Source organism: Pseudomonas sp. S2_C11 (assembly GCF_054668395.1).
Genome location: NZ_CP162765.1, coordinates 4888000 through 4904670, shown reverse-complemented (window position 1 = coordinate 4904670; position 16671 = coordinate 4888000). Strand labels below are relative to the sequence as shown.

The 16671-nt window shown below is 60.7% G+C and carries 16 protein-coding genes; 15 read left to right on the top strand and 1 reads right to left on the bottom strand.

Annotated features, from left to right (window positions below):
• The first annotated feature begins 1 nt into the window (after position 1).
• The 14 genes from rfaC to AB4N48_RS22035 all read left to right on the top strand — a co-directional run bounded on the left by rfaC (position 2) and on the right by AB4N48_RS22035 (position 14785).
• The gene (rfaC, locus tag AB4N48_RS22100) at positions 2–1063 is read left to right on the top strand and encodes a lipopolysaccharide heptosyltransferase RfaC (RefSeq protein WP_095180991.1); all 1062 of its coding nucleotides are present in this window, start codon (positions 2–4) and stop codon (positions 1061–1063) included.
• On the top strand, positions 1063–2184 hold the full coding sequence (locus AB4N48_RS22095) for a glycosyltransferase family 4 protein (protein WP_460094326.1): 1122 nt from the start codon (positions 1063–1065) through the stop codon (positions 2182–2184). The genes rfaC and AB4N48_RS22095 overlap by 1 nt, the downstream gene beginning before the upstream one ends.
• On the top strand, positions 2184–2990 hold the full coding sequence (rfaP, locus tag AB4N48_RS22090) for a lipopolysaccharide core heptose(I) kinase RfaP (protein ID WP_056787471.1): 807 nt from the start codon (positions 2184–2186) through the stop codon (positions 2988–2990). Before AB4N48_RS22095 ends, rfaP begins: the two co-directional genes overlap by 1 nt.
• Positions 2990–3724, top strand: a complete 735-nt coding sequence (locus AB4N48_RS22085) for a lipopolysaccharide kinase InaA family protein (RefSeq protein ID WP_041477623.1) — start codon at positions 2990–2992, stop codon at positions 3722–3724. The genes rfaP and AB4N48_RS22085 overlap by 1 nt, the downstream gene beginning before the upstream one ends.
• Positions 3721–4473 (top strand): lipopolysaccharide kinase InaA family protein, encoded by a 753-nt coding sequence (locus AB4N48_RS22080; protein ID WP_460094325.1) that lies wholly within the window; start codon positions 3721–3723, stop codon positions 4471–4473. Before AB4N48_RS22085 ends, AB4N48_RS22080 begins: the two co-directional genes overlap by 4 nt.
• The gene (locus AB4N48_RS22075) at positions 4473–5924 is read left to right on the top strand and encodes a lipopolysaccharide kinase InaA family protein (RefSeq protein WP_460094324.1); all 1452 of its coding nucleotides are present in this window, start codon (positions 4473–4475) and stop codon (positions 5922–5924) included. Before AB4N48_RS22080 ends, AB4N48_RS22075 begins: the two co-directional genes overlap by 1 nt.
• Before the next feature lie 194 nt (positions 5925–6118).
• On the top strand, positions 6119–6433 hold the full coding sequence (locus tag AB4N48_RS22070) for a YceK/YidQ family lipoprotein (protein WP_460094323.1): 315 nt from the start codon (positions 6119–6121) through the stop codon (positions 6431–6433).
• A 172-nt stretch (positions 6434–6605) separates the two neighbouring features.
• Entirely contained in the window at positions 6606–8363 is a 1758-nt protein-coding gene (locus tag AB4N48_RS22065) for a carbamoyltransferase family protein (RefSeq protein ID WP_024011327.1), read from the top strand.
• Positions 8347–9477: a glycosyltransferase gene (locus AB4N48_RS22060; protein ID WP_460094322.1), complete on the top strand. Its 1131-nt coding sequence runs from the start codon at positions 8347–8349 to the stop codon at positions 9475–9477. Before AB4N48_RS22065 ends, AB4N48_RS22060 begins: the two co-directional genes overlap by 17 nt.
• Positions 9477–10373, top strand: a complete 897-nt coding sequence (locus AB4N48_RS22055; RefSeq protein WP_252879313.1) for an antimicrobial resistance protein Mig-14 — start codon at positions 9477–9479, stop codon at positions 10371–10373. The genes AB4N48_RS22060 and AB4N48_RS22055 overlap by 1 nt, the downstream gene beginning before the upstream one ends.
• 8 nt (positions 10374–10381) lie before the next feature.
• Positions 10382–11782 (top strand): PIG-L deacetylase family protein, encoded by a 1401-nt coding sequence (locus AB4N48_RS22050; RefSeq protein ID WP_460095574.1) that lies wholly within the window; start codon positions 10382–10384, stop codon positions 11780–11782.
• 81 nt (positions 11783–11863) lie between these two features.
• Positions 11864–12820 (top strand): glycosyltransferase, encoded by a 957-nt coding sequence (locus AB4N48_RS22045; RefSeq protein WP_423664150.1) that lies wholly within the window; start codon positions 11864–11866, stop codon positions 12818–12820.
• A 54-nt stretch (positions 12821–12874) separates the two neighbouring features.
• On the top strand, positions 12875–13636 hold the full coding sequence (locus tag AB4N48_RS22040) for a hypothetical protein (protein ID WP_056787489.1): 762 nt from the start codon (positions 12875–12877) through the stop codon (positions 13634–13636).
• Between the two features lie 54 nt (positions 13637–13690).
• On the top strand, positions 13691–14785 hold the full coding sequence (locus AB4N48_RS22035) for a glycosyltransferase family 4 protein (protein ID WP_460094321.1): 1095 nt from the start codon (positions 13691–13693) through the stop codon (positions 14783–14785).
• Here the strand turns inward: AB4N48_RS22035 and AB4N48_RS22030 are convergent.
• The gene (locus AB4N48_RS22030; protein ID WP_460094320.1) at positions 14780–15346 is read right to left on the bottom strand and encodes a lipopolysaccharide kinase InaA family protein; all 567 of its coding nucleotides are present in this window, start codon (positions 15344–15346) and stop codon (positions 14780–14782) included. The two genes, AB4N48_RS22035 and AB4N48_RS22030, sit on opposite strands and share 6 nt — an antisense overlap.
• A gap of 150 nt (positions 15347–15496) precedes the next feature.
• Between AB4N48_RS22030 and AB4N48_RS22025 the strand changes: the two genes are divergently transcribed.
• Positions 15497–16669, top strand: coding sequence for an O-antigen ligase family protein (locus AB4N48_RS22025; RefSeq protein ID WP_095180985.1), 1173 nt, complete (start codon positions 15497–15499; stop codon positions 16667–16669).
• Positions 16670–16671: the final 2 nt, after the last annotated feature.

Here is a 16671-nt window from a genome sequence, read left to right as displayed (position 1 = left end):
CTTGCGGGTATTGTTGATCAAGACCTCATCGCTGGGCGACGTGATTCACGCGTTGCCGGCGCTGACCGATGCTGCACGCGCGATCCCGGGGATCAAGTTCGACTGGGTGGTGGAAGAGGGCTTCGCCGAGATTCCGAGCTGGCACCCGGCGGTCGATAAAGTGATTCCGGTGGCGATCCGCCGCTGGCGCAAGAATCTTTGGAAAACCATCACCAGCGGCGAGTGGAAACGCTTCAAGCAAAGCGTGCGCGCCAATAAATACGATCTGGTGATCGATGCCCAAGGCCTGCTGAAAAGTGCCTGGCTGACCCGCTACGTCAAAGCCCCGGTGGCCGGCCTCGATAAAACCTCGGCCCGCGAGCCGATGGCTGCGCGCTTCTACGATCGCAAGCTCGCCGTCGCCCGTGGTCAGCACGCCGTCGAACGCGTGCGCCAGTTGTTCGCCATTGCCTTGGGTTACGACCTGCCCAAAGGCCTCGGCGATTACGGCCTCAACGTTGAACGACTGGTCGAGTTGCCGCGCAAGAACGCCTACGTGGTGTTCCTCCACGGCACCACTTGGGACACCAAGCACTGGCCGGAAATCTACTGGCGCGAGCTGACCGAGCGGGTCGGCTACCTCGGCGTTGGCGTGAAGCTGCCGTGGGGCAACCCGCAGGAAAAGGCCCGCGCCGAACGCATCGCTGCCGGCTTCAAACACGCCGAAGTGCTGCCGAAACTCAATCTGGCCGGCGTCGGCAAAGTCCTCGCCGGCGCGCAAGCCTGCGTGGCGGTGGACACCGGGCTCGGCCATCTGGCCGCTGCGCTGGATGTACCGACGATTTCGTTGTTCGGCCCGACCAACCCGGGCCTCACCGGCGCCTACGGCAAGCTGCAGATTCATCTGGCCAGCGACTTCCCGTGCGCGCCCTGCATGCAGAAAAAATGTACCTATCAACCGACCGCGCAGGATGCCCGTCAGTTTGACCTGAAACGCGAGCAGCCTTTGTGCTTCACGCGTGTGAACCCCGAGCGTGTCGCCAGCCGACTGAGCACGTTGTTAATGGCTGAGGAGCTGCGCTGATGCAATTGGCATTTGTCCTGTACAAATATTTCCCGTTCGGTGGCTTGCAGCGCGACTTCATGCGCATCGCTCTCGAATGCCAGAAGCGCGGCCATCAGATTCGCGTCTACACGCTGATCTGGGAAGGCGACGTGCCGCCGGGTTTCGAAGTGCTGGTGGCGCCGGTCAAAGCGTTCTTCAACCACCGTCGCAACGAAAAGCTCAGCGCGTGGATGGCAGCGGATCTGGCCAAGCGTCCGGTCGATCGCTTGATCGGCTTCAACAAGATGCCGGGCCTGGACGTCTACTACGCCGCCGACGGCTGCTTCGAAGACAAGGCGCAAAATCTGCGCAACTCGCTTTATCGCCGCTGGGGTCGCTATCGCCACTTCGCCGAGTACGAGCGCGCGGTGTTCGCCAAAGACGCGAAGACCGAAGTGCTGATGATTTCCGAAGTGCAGCAGCCGCTGTTCATCAAGTATTACGACACGCCGCTCGAGCGCTTCCACCTGCTGCCGCCGGGCATTGCCCAGGATCGTCGGCGGCCGGCGGATGCCGATGAGATTCGCGCCGGTTTCCGCGCGGAATTCAATCTCAAGGACGACGAGTTGCTGCTGGTGCAGATCGGCTCCGGCTTCAAGACCAAGGGTGTCGATCGCAGCCTGAAAGCGCTGGCCGGATTGCCTGGCGAATTGCGCAAACGCACCCGGCTGTTTGTAATCGGCCAGGATGACCCCAAATTGTTCCAGATGCAGAGTGCGACGCTGGGCCTGGGCGACAATGTGACCTTCCTTAAAGGGCGCAGCGATATTCCGCGGTTTCTGCTCGGCGCTGATCTGTTGATCCATCCGGCCTACAACGAAAACACTGGCACCGTGCTGCTCGAAGCACTGGTGGCCGGTTTGCCGGTGCTGGTCAGTGCGGTCTGCGGTTACGCCCATTACATCGCCGAAGCCGATGCCGGGCGAGTGCTGGACGAGCCATTCGAGCAGGCGCAGCTGACCCGATACCTGACCGAGATGTTGAGCGACGACGCTGCACGGGCGGCCTGGAGCCGTAACGGTCTGGCCTTCGCCGAGACGGCCGACCTCTACAGCATGCCGCAGCACGCGGCGGATGTGATTCTGGCGGAGCACGCTTAATGAAGTTGATGCTGGCTGAACCGTTCAAAAGCCTTTGGGCCGGACGCGACCCGTTCGCCGAAGTCGAAGGCTTGCAGGGCGAGGTGTACCGCGAGCTGGAAGCGCGCCGGACATTGCGCACGGAAGTCGACGGCAACGGGTTTTTTGTGAAAATCCACCGTGGCATCGGCTGGGGCGAGATCTTCAAGAACCTGCTGACCGCCAAGCTGCCGGTGCTCGGCGCGGGTCAGGAGTGGAAAGCCATTCAGCGTCTGCAGGAAGCCGGCGTGCCGACCATGACTGCCGTCGCCTACGGCGAGAAAGGCAGCAACCCGGCGGATCAGCATTCGTTCATCGTCACCGAAGAACTCGCGCCGACCATCAGCCTCGAAGACTTCAGCATTGACTGGGTCAAGCAGCCGCCGGAGCCAACACTCAAGCGCGCGCTGATTGCCGAAGTCGCGCGGATGACCGGGATGATGCACCGCGCCGGGGTCAATCACCGTGACTGCTACATTTGCCATTTTCTGCTGCACACCGACAAACCGGTCACACCGCAGGATTTCAAACTCTCGGTGATTGACCTGCATCGAGCCCAGACCCGCGCAAAGATCACTCAGCGCTGGCGCAACAAGGATCTGGCGGCGCTGTACTTCTCGGCGCTGGACATCGGCCTGACCCGCCGCGACAAACTGCGTTTCCTCAAAGGCTATTTCCAGCAACCGCTGCGGCAGATTCTGGCAGAAGAAGCGCCATTGCTGAGCTGGCTGCAAGGCAAGGCCGACAAGCTCTACGAGCGTAAACAGCGTTACGGGGATGCGCTCTGATGGCGGGTTGGACACTTGAGCCGCAGTACGGCGAACTCGCCGAAGATTTCGGCAGCCTCGAAGCCGTATTTGCCTTGCAGGGCGAACGCCTGACCCGCGATCCGCTGTCGGAGGTGGTTCGGGTGCAGCGCGACGGCGTCAATTATTACGTCAAACGCTACGTCGGCGCCGGTAAGGGCCTGCGCCGTTACCTCGGCAAGCCGCGCGTAAAAATGGAATGGCAGAACCTCAAGCGCTTCGCCAAGTGGGGCATCCCCACTGCCGAGGTGGTGGCCTGGGGGCTGGAGCGGCGGGGCGCGGCCTACGATCGGGGCGCGATGATCACCCGTGAACTGCCCAATACCGAAGACCTCTCGGCGCTGGCCGAGCGCAAGGATCCCAGGCTCAAGGATCGCGCCTGGGTCGACGGTGTCAGCCAGCAATTGGCCGGTTACACCCGGACCATGCACGACCATCGGTTTACGCATAACGATTTGAAATGGCGCAACCTGCTGATCGACGATCAGGCGCGCATTTTCCTCATCGACTGCCCCAACGGCGAATTCTGGCGTGGCTTCTGGCTCAAGTACCGGATCACCAAGGACCTCGCCTGTCTCGACAAACTGGCCAAATATCACCTGTCCAACACCCAGCGCCTGCGCTTCTACAAGCAGTATCGCCAGTGTGATCGGCTCGATGTAGCCGACAAGAAACGGATTCGCCACGTGGTGAGATTTTTTGAGGGGCGCGAATGACTGATTTTCTTGCCGAACAGGACCGCGCACTGCTGGAGCGCCACGGTCTCGGCAATTTCGACGCACTGTGGGCAAAACAGCTTGAAGCTGTGGATGAGCCCAACACTGCCGGTGGCGGCTGGAGCAGCGTGTTCCGCCTGGATCTTGAAGGCCAGGGCTATTACCTCAAGCGACAGAGCAATTACCTGACGCGGACCTTGCAGGCGCCGTTTGGCGAACCGAGCATTGCCCGCGAATTTCGCAACATCAGCCGTTATCGCAAGCTGGGCATTCCGGCATTGCAGGCGGCATTTTTCGGTGAGCGCAAGGTCGCCGGGGAAGTGCGCGCCATTCTGCTCACCCGCGCCCTGGATGGCTGGAGCGACCTGGATTCGTTGCTGGCGCGCTGGACGCAGCTCAGTGCCGCGCAGCATTCGGCCGTTCTCACCGCTTGCGGGCTGTTGGCGCGGCGGCTGCACGGCGCGCGTCAGGTGCATGGCTGTTTCTATCCCAAACATATTTTCCTGCGCGCCACCGGCGACGGCTATGAGGCGCAACTGATCGATCTGGAGAAAACCCGGCCGCTGCTGTTCGGCATGCGTGATCGGGTCAAGGATCTGGAACCGTTGCAACGTCGCGCGCCGCAGTGGAGCGAGGCCGACTTGCGCCAATTGCTTGCGGCTTATCTCGACCAGCCGACTGACAGCTCGTTGCTCGACAGCTGGCTGACCCGACTGACAGCGCGGCGCAGCCACAAGGAGACCCGTTGATGCAATTGTCCGAGCTGGCCCGCTCCGGGCGCGCACCCACACTGCCACTGACCGTTACCCTGGCGGACGCCGCCGGTGCGGCGGATTTGCAGTTGCTGAGTCTGCTGCGGGTGTTGCCCGGGCAGCGTTACGTTGGCGCAGGTGTCTGGCGCGGTCGGCCGGTGCTGGCCAAGTTATTGGTCGGCAGCAAAGCTGCGCGGCATTTTCAGCGTGAGCTGCAAGGCGTGCGCTTGCTCGCTGCGCAGGGTATGACCACTCCGCTGTTATTGGCCGATGGGCTGAAGGACGGCGAGGGTGGCTGGCTGCTGTTCGAATTTCTCGAGGGTTCCGAGAGCCTCGGTGATGCCTGGGCCGAGGTCGAGTCTCTGCCGGCGCTGGCCGATGAGCAGACCGCTGTTCTGGCCGAAGCACTGGATGCTATCGGTCGGCTGCACGGCAAAGGGCTCTGGCAGGAAGACTTGCATCTGGACAATCTGCTGCGCCACGGCGGTCAGTTGTACCTGATCGATGGCGCCGGCGTTCGTGCGGAAACGGCGGGGCAGCCCTTGTCCCGGCAGAAAGTGCTGGAAAATCTCGGCGTGTTTTTCGCCCAGTTGCCAAAATCACTCGAACCGTTCACCGAAGAACTGCTGGTGTATTACCTGCTGAGCAACAGCGAGCATGCGTTGCCGCTGGAGGCGTTGCAAAAACAGATCGACAAGGTGCGCAACTGGCGACTCAGGGATTACCTGATCAAGGTTGGCCGCGACTGCACGTTGTTCGCCGTGCAGCGCGGCGCATTTGCCCTGCGCGCCGTTCGCCGTGAAGAAGAAGCGGTCATGCTGCCGGTGCTTGAGCAGGCTGACGCCTTGCTTGATCAGGGGCACCTGTACAAGACCGGCGGCGCGGCCAGCGTCGGCAAAGTCGAGATAGCCGGGCGGGCTCTGGTTATCAAGCGCTACAACATCAAGAATTTCGCCCATTGGCTCAAACGCTTCTGGCGCCCGAGTCGGGCCTGGCATTCCTGGCGTGAGGGCAATCGCCTGGCGTTCCTTGGCATCGCCACGCCGAAACCGCTGGCGGTACTGGAGAAGCGCTTCTTGTGGCTGCGCCGCAGTGCCTATCTGGTCACCGAATACCTGCCCGGGCCGGACATCATCGAGCGCTTTGCGCCGTACGTGGAAAATGGCCAAGCACCGGAAGCCGAGTTGCTGGCGCTTGATCAATTGTTTGCCCGATTGATCGCCGAGCGCATCAGTCATGGCGACTTCAAGGGCCACAATCTGTTCTGGCAGACGGGTCGCTGGGCGCTGATCGATCTCGACTCGATGCGTCAGCACGCATCGGTCGGCAGTTTTGCCCCGGCCTACGCCCGCGATCGCGCGCGGTTCATGCGCAACTGGCCTGAAAGCAGCGCGTTGTACCAGGTCATTGATCAGCGGTTGCCGAAAGAAGTCTCCAGCGCAGGGTGATTCCCTCTCACGAGCAGACTCGTTCTTGCAAAGGACCTGGTCCACTGCGAAACGCAGTCTGTGGGCAGTAGCGGACAAAATACAGCGATCTGTCCTACAACTTCTCCAGAAGCCATGAACTGTGCCCTGCTCGGGCTCGATGCTAATTTGCCTGACGATCTCGGAGGGCGAATCTTGAGCATGAAAAAATTCTGATGCTGGGCGTAATTTCTGTGGTGCTCTCAGGCTGTGGCAGTGTCTCGACCGTTTTACAGGGCGACGCCGATGCTGCCCGTGACCTGCGCAAAAAGAAGACCTACTGCCAGTCGATTCCGCGCATCTACAGTGGCGTGGCCTTCGATTTTTGCACTTTGAATGCGCCGCCCGATCCTACGGGTATGCTGGCGCCCTTCGTGTTGTTCGATCTTCCGCTGTCCGCCGTGTTCGATACGCTTTCGCTGCCTTACACGGTCTATCGGCAGATTACCGATTCAAATCTGAGTATTTACTGGCGCAAAGACGGCTATTGAGTCGTTGAACCTGTTGATTCGGACCAATCGTGCAGGTGGCAATTCGCACAAGGTAATTCCCGTCATGTTTACGCTATAATCCCGCCCTTTAGCTGCCGCTCGCCCTGTGCGAGGGCACATCAATTTTCAAGGCGCATCGCGCCTGCATGCAGACTAAAGAGGCTAGACCCCTGTGGCATTGACGATTCTTGGCCTGTCCGGCGCCCTTAGCCATGATCCTTCCGCAGCCTTGTACATCGACGGCAAGCTGGTCGCGGCGGCTGAGGAAGAGCGCTTCGTACGCGATAAACATGCAAAGAACCGCATGCCCTACGAATCGGCGAAATTCTGCCTCGAGCAAGCCGGCATCAAACCGTCCGACGTTGACGTGGTGGCGATTCCTTTCGCTCCGATCAGCCTGTTCGGCAAGGCCCGCTGGCACTACGCCAAGCGCTACTGGTACGCCCCGGATCGTGCTCTCGATGCGATCCTGATGGGCAACCGTCGCTACAAGCGCTATCGCAACAAGATCGTCTGGTGCCTCGAGCAACTGGGCTTCGATCCGAAGAAAATCAAGATCGAGCCGGTCGAGCATCACCTGGCTCACGCCTCCAGTGCTTATCACTGCTCCGGTTTCAAAGAGAAAACCGCGATCCTCGGCATCGACGGTAAAGGCGAATACGCCACGACCTTCTTCGGTTACGGCGAAAACGGCAAGATCCACAAGATCAAGGAATTCTTCGACCCGGATTCCCTCGGTGGTCTGTACGGTGCGATCACCGAATTCCTCGGTTTCGAGATGCTCGACGGCGAGTTCAAGGTCATGGGCATGGCGCCATACGGCGATGCCAGCAAGTACGATTTCTCGCGTCTGGCCTCGTTCGAAAATGGCGAGCTGGTGATCAACACCGACTACGCCAACGTGATCGGCCTGCGTCGCTATAAAGAGAAGGGCAAGGGTTTCTACTTCTCGCCGAAGCTGATCGAGTGGCTGGGTCCGAAGCGCGAAGGCGACATCGCCGACGAGCCTTACATCCACTACGCCGCGAGCATGCAAGCGCTGTTCGAGAAGCTCGCGCTGCAGATGATCGACCACTATCTGGGCGACGTGCTCAAGGAAACCGGCAAACTGGCTTTCGCTGGTGGCTGTGCGTTGAACGTCAAGCTGAACCAGAAAATCATCGCTCGCGACGACATCAAAGAGCTGTTCGTACAGCCTGCGTCCGGCGATGCCGGCACCGCAGTCGGCGCTGCCGCTTACGTGTCGCACGCCCGTGGCGTACCGGTCGAGAAGATGGAACACGTCTACCTCGGCCCGTCGTACAGCAACGAGGACGTGATTGCCGCGTGTGCCCGGCACGAGAACAAGCCGACCTGGCGCAAGCTCGACAACATGCCGGAGCAGATCGCCCAGATCATGGTCGATGGCAACCCGGTCGCCTGGTTCCAGGGCCGTATGGAATTCGGTCCGCGCGCGTTGGGTGGTCGTTCGATCATCGGTTGCCCGAGCGTGGCCGGTGTCGCCGACCGCATCAACCATCAGATCAAGTTCCGCGAGCGCTGGAGGCCTTTCTGCCCGTCGATGCTCGACACCGTCGCTCCACAGATGATCAAGATCGATCACCCGGCGCCGTTCATGACCTTCACCTTCGAAGTCGCCGAAGAATGGAAAACCCGCGTGCCGGAAGTCGTTCATGAGGACGGTACTTCCCGTGCACAGGTGCTCAAGCGCGAATACAACCCGCGCTACTACGACATGATGAAGGCGCTGGAAAACCTCACCGGTAACGGCGTGTCGCTGAACACTTCGCTCAACCGTCGTGGCGAACCGATGATCTGCTCGCCGACCGACGCGCTGAACATGTTTTTCGGCTCGGATCTGCAGTACCTGATCATGGAAGATATTCTGGTGGTCAAAGAGGGCGCCAACGCTTATGACTCGCTCGGCTGAACGCCATGTGCTGCAGTTCTGTCACGGCTATGACGGGCCGTTCCTGGACTGCGCGCGGCAGTACGCCAGCCTGTTTGCCGGCACCGGCTATCGGGTGACCACGGTGTTTCTGACCGGGGCCGCCGATAGCGAGGTGGCCGCAGCGTGTGCTTCCGATGAAGTGTTGTTCATGGAGTACAGCTCCAAGGCCATTCGTGGCCTGAAACTGGGGGCTATCGGCGATCTGCGCAAGATCGTCGCCTCACGCAATTTCAGTCTTTGCATCGCCCATCGCTTCAAGCCGATCTATATCGCCTTGCTCGGCACATCGCTGCCGGTCATTGGTGTGCACCACGCGTTCGGCGATTACCAGCGTGGGACGCGCAAGTTGTTCGCGCATATTTTCCGCCAGCGCCTGAGCCTTCTCGGCGTGTCGGATGCAGTGCGTGACGACATGCGGCGCTGCCTGCCGAAATGGCCGGCAAGCCGAATCCAGACGTTGTACAACCGCATCGATGTGCCTGCACTGCAAGCCCGTCAGGTACCTTCCGAAGAAGCGCGGCAGATCCTCGGGCTGTCGCCGGATGCCTGGATTGTCGGTAACGTCGGCCGCCTGCACCCGGACAAGGATCAGGCCACGTTGCTGCGCGGGTTTGCCCAGGCGCTGCCAGGCCTGCCGGACCACAGTCAGTTGGTCATTCTCGGCAGCGGTCGCCTGGAGCAGGATCTCAAGGCGCTGGCCCGTGAGCTGGGCATTGCCGACCGAGTGCTGTTTCTCGGTCAGGTGCCCGATGCGCGCAATTATTTCCGCGCCTTCGATGTGTTCGCCTTGAGCTCCGATCATGAACCGTTCGGCATGGTCTTGCTGGAGGCCATGGCCGCCGGCTTACCGTTGCTGGCCACCGCGTGCGGCGGGGCGAAGGAAGTGGTGGAGGGTGTGGGCATCCTGTTTCCATTGGGCGATGCCGAACATCTGGCTCAGGGGCTGCAACATCTGGCCGCGATGGATGAGCCGCAGCGTCGTCAATGTGCGCAGATGATGCTCGAGCGACTGCATGAGCGTTTCTCCGACCGTGCGGTGCGCGAGACCTTCTGGCGCCTGCCGCCAGTTACCGATCTGGCAACGAGGGGCTGATGCTCAACCGATTTCAAGGCTGGCGCGAACGTGGCTGGTCGCCCGTTGACGCCTCGACCTACGCCACTGCCTGGCAACGTTATGGCGGCAGTGTCGCGACACATCCGCTGGTCATCGAGCGCCTGGCGGACCTGGCCGGGATCCCGGTGCGTTATCTGGCCTGGCAGCAGCAGGGCGAGGTTAAAGCCGCCATCGCTACCTGGGGGCGCGACCTGGCTCTGTCCAAGGACGTACTCAAACGCAACGGCAAGAAAGGCCTGTTCGACCTCGGCAATGCCGAACTGATCTTGCCGGCCGCCGTCGATGCTCAGGCACCGCTGCGGCATCGGGCGCGCTATCTGTCGGCACTCAACGAAGGCCGTTTCAGTGGCCTGAAGTTGCAGGCTGAGCAACTGGCCATGGCCCGCACGCCGGAAGAGTTGTCGAAAAAGTTTCGCTATAACCAGCGTCGAGAGCTGCGTCTGCTGGAAGAAGCGGGCGGTGTGGTGCGAGCGGTCAGCGAGTTTTCCAGCGTTGAGCTGGCCGCGATGTACTGCGATCTGTTTCAGCGCCGCTGGGGCTTTCCGGCGACCGGCGCGGCGCGCATGGCCGAGGTCATCGAGTTGCTGCGCGAGCTGTTGATCGGCTCGGTCATTTTCCTCAACGATGCGCCGATTGCGATTCAATTGGTCTACCGTGTTGAGGCGGCAGAATGGATCAGTGTCGAATACGTGAATGGCGGCGTGGATCCCGAAACCCGCGAGTTCAGCCCCGGCAGCGTGCTGAGTTTTCTCAATACGCAAAGCGCCTGGGAACACGCACGGGCACTCGGCAAGCCGCTGCGTTTTTCATTCGGGCGCGCTGACCGTGAATACAAGGACCGCTGGTGCAACCCTGTGCCGGTGTTCACCGTATGAGCCAGACCATGAGCCGCAAACAGCAATTGCTCAAGCGCCATCGACGCAACAAGCGCGTGGCTATGTTGGTCGCGCTGGCCGCCATCATCGCGCTGAGCGTGCTGGTCGCCTGGTGGCTGGCCCCGGTGTTGCTGGTTGGCGGCTGGATCGCCCATGAGGCGTGGTTTGCCGATCATCTTTTCTACGCGCCCGGTGACGATTACCAATACAGCTTCCCGCCCTATACGCCGCAGCCGAAGATTCATCTGCACGGCGAGCAACTGCGTCTGGATGAAGGGGTGATGCTGGCTGACGAAGCCGTGCTGATTCTGGCTGTACAGGTCAAAAGCACTTGGCTGGGACGTTTTCTTGATCCTTTCATCGAGTTGTCGGGCGGCGCCAATCCTGACGTGCAAACCTTTGAACGCGGTGTCGGCGGCCTGCGCTATCTGAACCTGAGCGGTCAGGCGCAAGCGTTGTCCGAAGGAGTGTTGCGCCTGCGCGGTCGTTTCTGTCGAGTGTCGGGCGAGCCGGTGCTGTGGGCGCTGGAGCACGCTGATTATCATCGCCAGCGGGTCATGGTCATTGCCCCTCACGCGGACGATGCGGAGCTCGCGGCGTTCGGGTTGTACAGTCAGGCCGATGAAGCCTGGATCGTCACCCTGACCGCTGGCGAAATCGAGGCCGAACATTATCAGCAGATGGGCATGAGCAAGGTCGACGCCGCGCGGCTGAAGGGACGCTTGCGCGCCTGGGACAGCCTCACCGTACCGCAATGGGCCGGTGTCCCCCAGGAACGCTGCGTGCAGTTGGGCTATTTCTGCCTGCAACTGGCCGCGATGCGGGACAAGCCGGAGCAACCAGTGGGCTCGCGCGAAGCGGATTTGAGCGATACCCGTCTGTTCCGTCAATTCAATCGGTTTGTTCTGCCAAGTGACGCCGATGGCGCGCCGACCTGGAACAATCTGCTGGCCGATCTGCGCGAAACGATGCTGCGCGCTCGTCCGGACGTCATCGTGCTGCCGCATCCGGCGCTCGACCCGCATCCTGACCACATCTGCGCGCAGCAGGCTGTGCTTGAAGTGTTGAAAAATCTGGACTGGCAGCCGACGCTGCTCGGGTATGCCAACCATCTGCACGATAACGACCGGTGGCCGATGGGCAATAGTGGCGATGGCGTGGCGCTGCCGCCAGCCTTTGATGCTGGCGTGCCGGTGCAGCCTGTATGCCTGACGTTGTCCGTGGATCAGCAGCGTGACAAGGCAATGGCCCTGGGCATGATGCATGACCTGCAGCCGCCCGCGCCGTTCAAGCGCCGCTTGCGCCGCAGCTTGCAGCGATTGCTGGCAGGGCGGTCCGGTTCGCCTTATGGCGAGAACGAATTTTTCCGCAAGGCGGTTCGGCGACATGAACTGTTCTGGCGTTTGTAGCGACACAGGCGCCCGCGCAAGACTGTCTTGCAGGCGGGCATGTTCAGGTTTGCTCGGGTTGCTGTTGCGGCAAGGAAGACAATGAAAGTTCTATTTCTGGTGCAGAAAGATCAGCGGGCCATCCTCGATCGCTTGTATGAGGGTGTCGCCGCCCATTGTGATTGCGACCTGCGCTGGTTGAGCGGCGAGGAGCAGCGCAATCTGCGGCGATATTTCCGCCGCGAAGTCGACGTTTCCCGCTATGACCGCATCGTATTTTTCCTGCGCTTCAAGCAGGAGATCCGGCAGGTCGGGTTTATCCGCACCATCCCCAATCTGGTGATTCTGGAGCACGATGCCTATCAGAATTACATCCCCTGCAAGTACACCGGCAAGTTCAGTGCGCACTATCGGCGTTTGCCGTGGGCACGGGTGATCAGTTCCGGTTTCGTGGTGGCCGAGCGCCTGCGCTCGGAGGGCTTCGACGCCGTGTTCGTGCCCAAGGGCTACGATCAGACGCAATTGCAGGACCAGGGGCGCGAGCGGGATATCGAACTCGCCTTCGTCGGCAGCACCAACAGTGTGGCCTACAGTGGCCGCAAGGCGCTGCTGGATGAACTGGGCCAGGTCGAGCCGCTGCTGGTGACGCGGACCAAGTCCGGCGGCGAGTACGTTGACACGCTCAACCGTATCCGTTTTTTTGTCAGCGCGGACGTGGGCATGGGCGAGTTCATGATCAAGAACTTCGAAGCCATGGCTTGCGGCTGCGTCCTGCTGGCCTATGATCAAGGCGCCGCCGAAGCTGCGGCGCTGGGTTTGCAGGACATGCACAACGTGGTGTTCTATCAGACGATCGCGCAGTTGCAGGAAAAGCTGGCCACGCTGCGCGAGGATCCGCAACTGGCGCAACGCATCGCTGACAACGGTCGCGAACTGGCGGTGGAGCAGTTCAGCTTCGCGCGGATCGGTCAGCGCATCGTTGAAGAACTTGAGCCGCCGTTGCGTGATCGGGCGCCGCTGAGCCTGCTGGAAAAAATCCGCCTGAAAGTGGGCATTTGACAAGTGTCATATAGCCAGTGATATTGCTGGCGACTTCTGATTAACGAGATATCGGTGCAATTTTCCAAAGAAAGCCAGATTACATTGGTGGTTACCAGCTGCGGTCGACTCGATCTGCTCAAGGCCACTCTCGATAGCTTCGACCGGTACAACACGGCACCCATTCGTGAAGTGTTCATCACCGAAGATGCCGGCGACGAAGGCGTTGCCGGGATTCTGCCCGCCCACTGGAAAGAGCATTGCACGGTTTTCGTCAATCGTCCGAAGCTGGGCCAGTTGGCTTCGATCGACCTGGCCTACGGACACGTCAGCACCCCCTACATTTTTCATTGCGAAGATGATTGGGAGTTCTATCGTCCGGGGTTCGTCGAAGACTCGATGACCATTCTGCAAGCGCGGCCGGAAATTCTGCAGATCTGGTTGCGCAGCTATAATCACGATCTGCGGGTTCACAGCCCATACATCCACTTGGGCGCGCGCGAGATTGTCGATGGCGTCGCCTGTTATCCGCTGATTTCCGACAAGCCGGAGTGGCAAGGGTTCTCGCTGAACCCGGGGTTGCGCCGGCTCGAGGATTATCGGTTGTGTGCGCCTTTCGCCGGACACGGTGGCGAGAAGGCCTTGTCACAGCGCTACTCGCAACTGAACAGGGAGGCCTTGATACTCGAGGCAGACGCGGTCATGCACACCGGTTTTGGTCTGCATGTGCAAACGGATGTCGAGCGTGAACGCAAAGCGCGCCGCAATCGCCGCGAGCAGATTAAATTTGCCTTGTTTCTGTTGCTGGGAGTCTGCATTGGCTGGTTCATCAACTGAGTTCGAGTACGCCGCAGCTTGTCCCCGCAAATCCGTGCAACGGCTTTCTGCCCTATGAATATTCTCAATATCATGTGGGCCGGTGGCGCTCCGTTCGCATCAATTCACAAAGTGCACCAGCAAATACTCTCTCAGGCTGCGCCGTCGGCGGTGGTCAAAACCTGGCTCCTCCAGGGGCAGGGAGCCGAGTGCGGCGTGGATGTCGGTGAGGTGCGGGAGTGGCAGTTATCGTCAGCGCGCCTGAAGGGCCGGCATTTCTGGCGTTTTGCCAAACCCGTGATGCGGGCGAGGTTTCGCCAGGCGCTCGTGGACAGTGACGCTCGATTGCTGCTGCTGGACGGCATGGGCGTTGCCCGCACGTTATTGCCGGTCCTCAAGAAGCTGCCGCATATCCGCGCGGTAGTGATTTTCCACGGTTCGGCGCGATTGAATGCCGGCGACCAGGCTCTATTCCAGGCAATCCCTGCGTCCCGGCTGAAACTGGTTGCCGTTTCCAGCACTCTCGCCGATTCACTGGCCCGCGATCTGCAGATGCCTGTCACCCCGTTGCGAAGTGCGTTCGATCCGGAAGCGTTTCGTGCTGACCTGTTCACCCGCGAGCAAGCCCGGACACGGTTGGGGTTGCCGCAAGGCGATACGCCGGTATTGGGCGCGGTAGGGCGGCTGGTCTCCGAGAAGGGGTTCGGTTATTTGCTGGATGCCTTTGCCGCAGCACTCAACAGCCGCCCGGACTTGCGCCTGGTCATTATCGGCGAAGGCTCCAAACGCGCGGCGCTGGAGCAGCGCATCGACGCGCTTGGCTTGCACGACAAGGTCTTGCTGACCGGGCATCTGAACGAAGCAGCGCAGCTTTATCGTGCGTTCGACTGGGTTGCGATCCCTTCGCTGGAAGAGGGCCTCGGTCTGGTCATGCAGGAAGCGGTGATGGCCGGCGTACCGGTGTTGTGCAGCGATCTGGAGGTGTTCAGCGAACAGCTGGGCAGTGCCGGCTGGTATGCCCCGGTCAATGACACGAAAGCCTGGTCCGAGGCCATCGACCGCGCCTTCAGTGCCTCATCTCAAGCGATCAATGCCGAGCAGTACCGGATGCTCGCTCCGGACGAGGCCTGGTCGAGCTTCAGCCAGGCTGCCCGCGCATTGTTTTCATGACGACAAGACCGCGCGCTCAAGTGCCTGCATCGGAAAGCTGTCCTTCAGCTTTTCGCGCGCAATATAGCGTGCGAAGTGTTGCAGGTTGCGTTTGATCAAGCGCTTTGGCAACGGTCCGCGGGTGAAGCGCATGTCGGCGACATCGATCAGGCCCATGCGGTTGTCTGGTGTGACCACGATGTTGCCAAGATGCAGGGAGCGGAAATAGATGCCCGAGCGGTGCAGGCTGCGTATCAGCTCGGCCAGATCCGGCAATGCCTGAGTCCAGTTGAAACCTTGTCTTGCGGCGATCTGGCGCAGCGTTTGCCCGGGCAGAGGCTCATACAGCACGGCGGTCATGCCTGGTTTCTCAAGGCGAAAGAACTGGAGGATCTGCAAGGTCGGCACGCCGAGTTTGTGCAGCTCGACGGCGTTGTCGATGAATCGCTTCGAGTAGGGGCGAAACAAGGCGGATGAAAAAAACCTTTTGCGACGAAACAGTTTGAGAATTTTCCCATCCTGCAGCAGGTAGACTTTCGGCCCATAGCTGTCCGCTTCCAGAACTTTGGCGGCGTCGATCATTTGGTCTAGAGCGGCTTGTGAGAGCCGGGAGCATCGCATCGTAGGAAGCCTTGTCGAAAGTGCGGGGTGTAGTAGCGGGCAATGATGCCGAAAAGTTTCGATTTTAACCATGCCGCGTCGCATGGGCGAACCCTTGTCAGGAGCAGATTGATGCAGGAAACACGCTGGGCGCAACTATGGATGGCGATGGGGCTCTTGTGGTTTTTACTGGCTATTGCCGTAGCGCCCACCAACAAGGTCTACCAGCAGGGGCTGGTGGCTCTCGTCTGGTTGCCGGCGCTAGTGCTGGGCTGGGCCGCGCGGCACCGCGTCAGAGAAGTGCTCCATGAACAACGCTGGATCTACCTGCCATTGCTCGGATTGCTGGTCTGGTCGCTGATCAGTCTGGCATGGACAAACGCACCGGAAACGGGCCGCGAGGCCAAGCGTCTGTTGTATATCGTGGTGTTCCTGCTGTTTTTTCCGGTGTTCGCCAGCGGACGCCCAGAGCGATTGATTCGTCTCATGCAGTGGGGCGGGCTGGGATTGGCAGTAACTGCGCTGGTGGCCATCGTCAGGTTTTACGTCATCGAAGGTAACGCCTGGTCTGCCCGGGTGGAAGGGCTGGGTGAGCTGGCGCATCCGATCCTCGGCGGCTATGTCATCGGCCTGGCGGCGGTGTGGCTGGCCCTGTGGGCGCCGCGTGGCGTGATGTGGCAAGGGGTCTGGACACTGGCGTTGGCGGTGCTGGGTATCTTTGTACTGATGAGTCAGAGTCGAGGCGCGGCGCTGGCGTTGTTTCTGACCATCCTGGCCATGCCGATCTGGTGTCGTGACCGCCACAGCCGAATCGTCGCAGCCGTGGCCCTGGTGGTGGCGATTGTGGCGCTGTGGCTGTTCGAACCGTTGGTGCTGGCGCGCGGAGTTTCCTTTCGTCCGCAGATTCTGATGGCCTCTCTGGATATGATTGCCCAACATCCCTGGGGTGGGTTGGGCCTGGGTGGGGACTACAGGGTTTTCTGGTCGGGCATGACCTTCGATCACGCCCACAATCTGTTCACCCACGTTGCGATCGTGCTGGGTCTGCCGGGACTGCTGTTGTGGTCTGCCGTCTGGTTCGCCGTTATTTTCCAGGCGTGGAAAGTTCGGGAAACGCTGTATGCCCGGGGGATCATCGGTATCTGGCTGTTCTCGACACTGGCGATGCAGTTCGACGCTGCCAGCCTCACCGGCACCCCGCGCGCCGAGTGGTTCATCAGCTGGCTGCCGTTGGGGCTTGCCAGCGTTTTGGTATGGGCGCGGGCCAATGGCAGCGCTTGTGATAAAATTTCGCGTTCTTCTTAACC

Bases quoted from the DNA above. Each gene is read 5' to 3' on its own strand.
- AB4N48_RS22050 (WP_460095574.1), top strand. From the start codon at position 10,382: ATGAGCCGCAAACAGCAATTGCTCAAGCGCCATCGACGCAACAAGCGC.
- AB4N48_RS22055 (WP_252879313.1), top strand. From the start codon at position 9,477: ATGCTCAACCGATTTCAAGGCTGGCGCGAACGTGGCTGGTCGCCCGTT.
- rfaP (WP_056787471.1), top strand. From the start codon at position 2,184: ATGAAGTTGATGCTGGCTGAACCGTTCAAAAGCCTTTGGGCCGGACGC.
- AB4N48_RS22025 (WP_095180985.1), top strand. From the start codon at position 15,497: ATGCAGGAAACACGCTGGGCGCAACTATGGATGGCGATGGGGCTCTTG.
- AB4N48_RS22060 (WP_460094322.1), top strand. From the start codon at position 8,347: ATGACTCGCTCGGCTGAACGCCATGTGCTGCAGTTCTGTCACGGCTAT.
- AB4N48_RS22045 (WP_423664150.1), top strand. From the start codon at position 11,864: ATGAAAGTTCTATTTCTGGTGCAGAAAGATCAGCGGGCCATCCTCGAT.
- AB4N48_RS22070 (WP_460094323.1), top strand. From the start codon at position 6,119: ATGCTGGGCGTAATTTCTGTGGTGCTCTCAGGCTGTGGCAGTGTCTCG.
- AB4N48_RS22075 (WP_460094324.1), top strand. From the start codon at position 4,473: ATGCAATTGTCCGAGCTGGCCCGCTCCGGGCGCGCACCCACACTGCCA.
- AB4N48_RS22085 (WP_041477623.1), top strand. From the start codon at position 2,990: ATGGCGGGTTGGACACTTGAGCCGCAGTACGGCGAACTCGCCGAAGAT.
- AB4N48_RS22030 (WP_460094320.1), bottom strand. From the start codon at position 15,346: ATGATCGACGCCGCCAAAGTTCTGGAAGCGGACAGCTATGGGCCGAAA.
- AB4N48_RS22095 (WP_460094326.1), top strand. From the start codon at position 1,063: ATGCAATTGGCATTTGTCCTGTACAAATATTTCCCGTTCGGTGGCTTG.
- AB4N48_RS22080 (WP_460094325.1), top strand. From the start codon at position 3,721: ATGACTGATTTTCTTGCCGAACAGGACCGCGCACTGCTGGAGCGCCAC.
- AB4N48_RS22035 (WP_460094321.1), top strand. From the start codon at position 13,691: ATGAATATTCTCAATATCATGTGGGCCGGTGGCGCTCCGTTCGCATCA.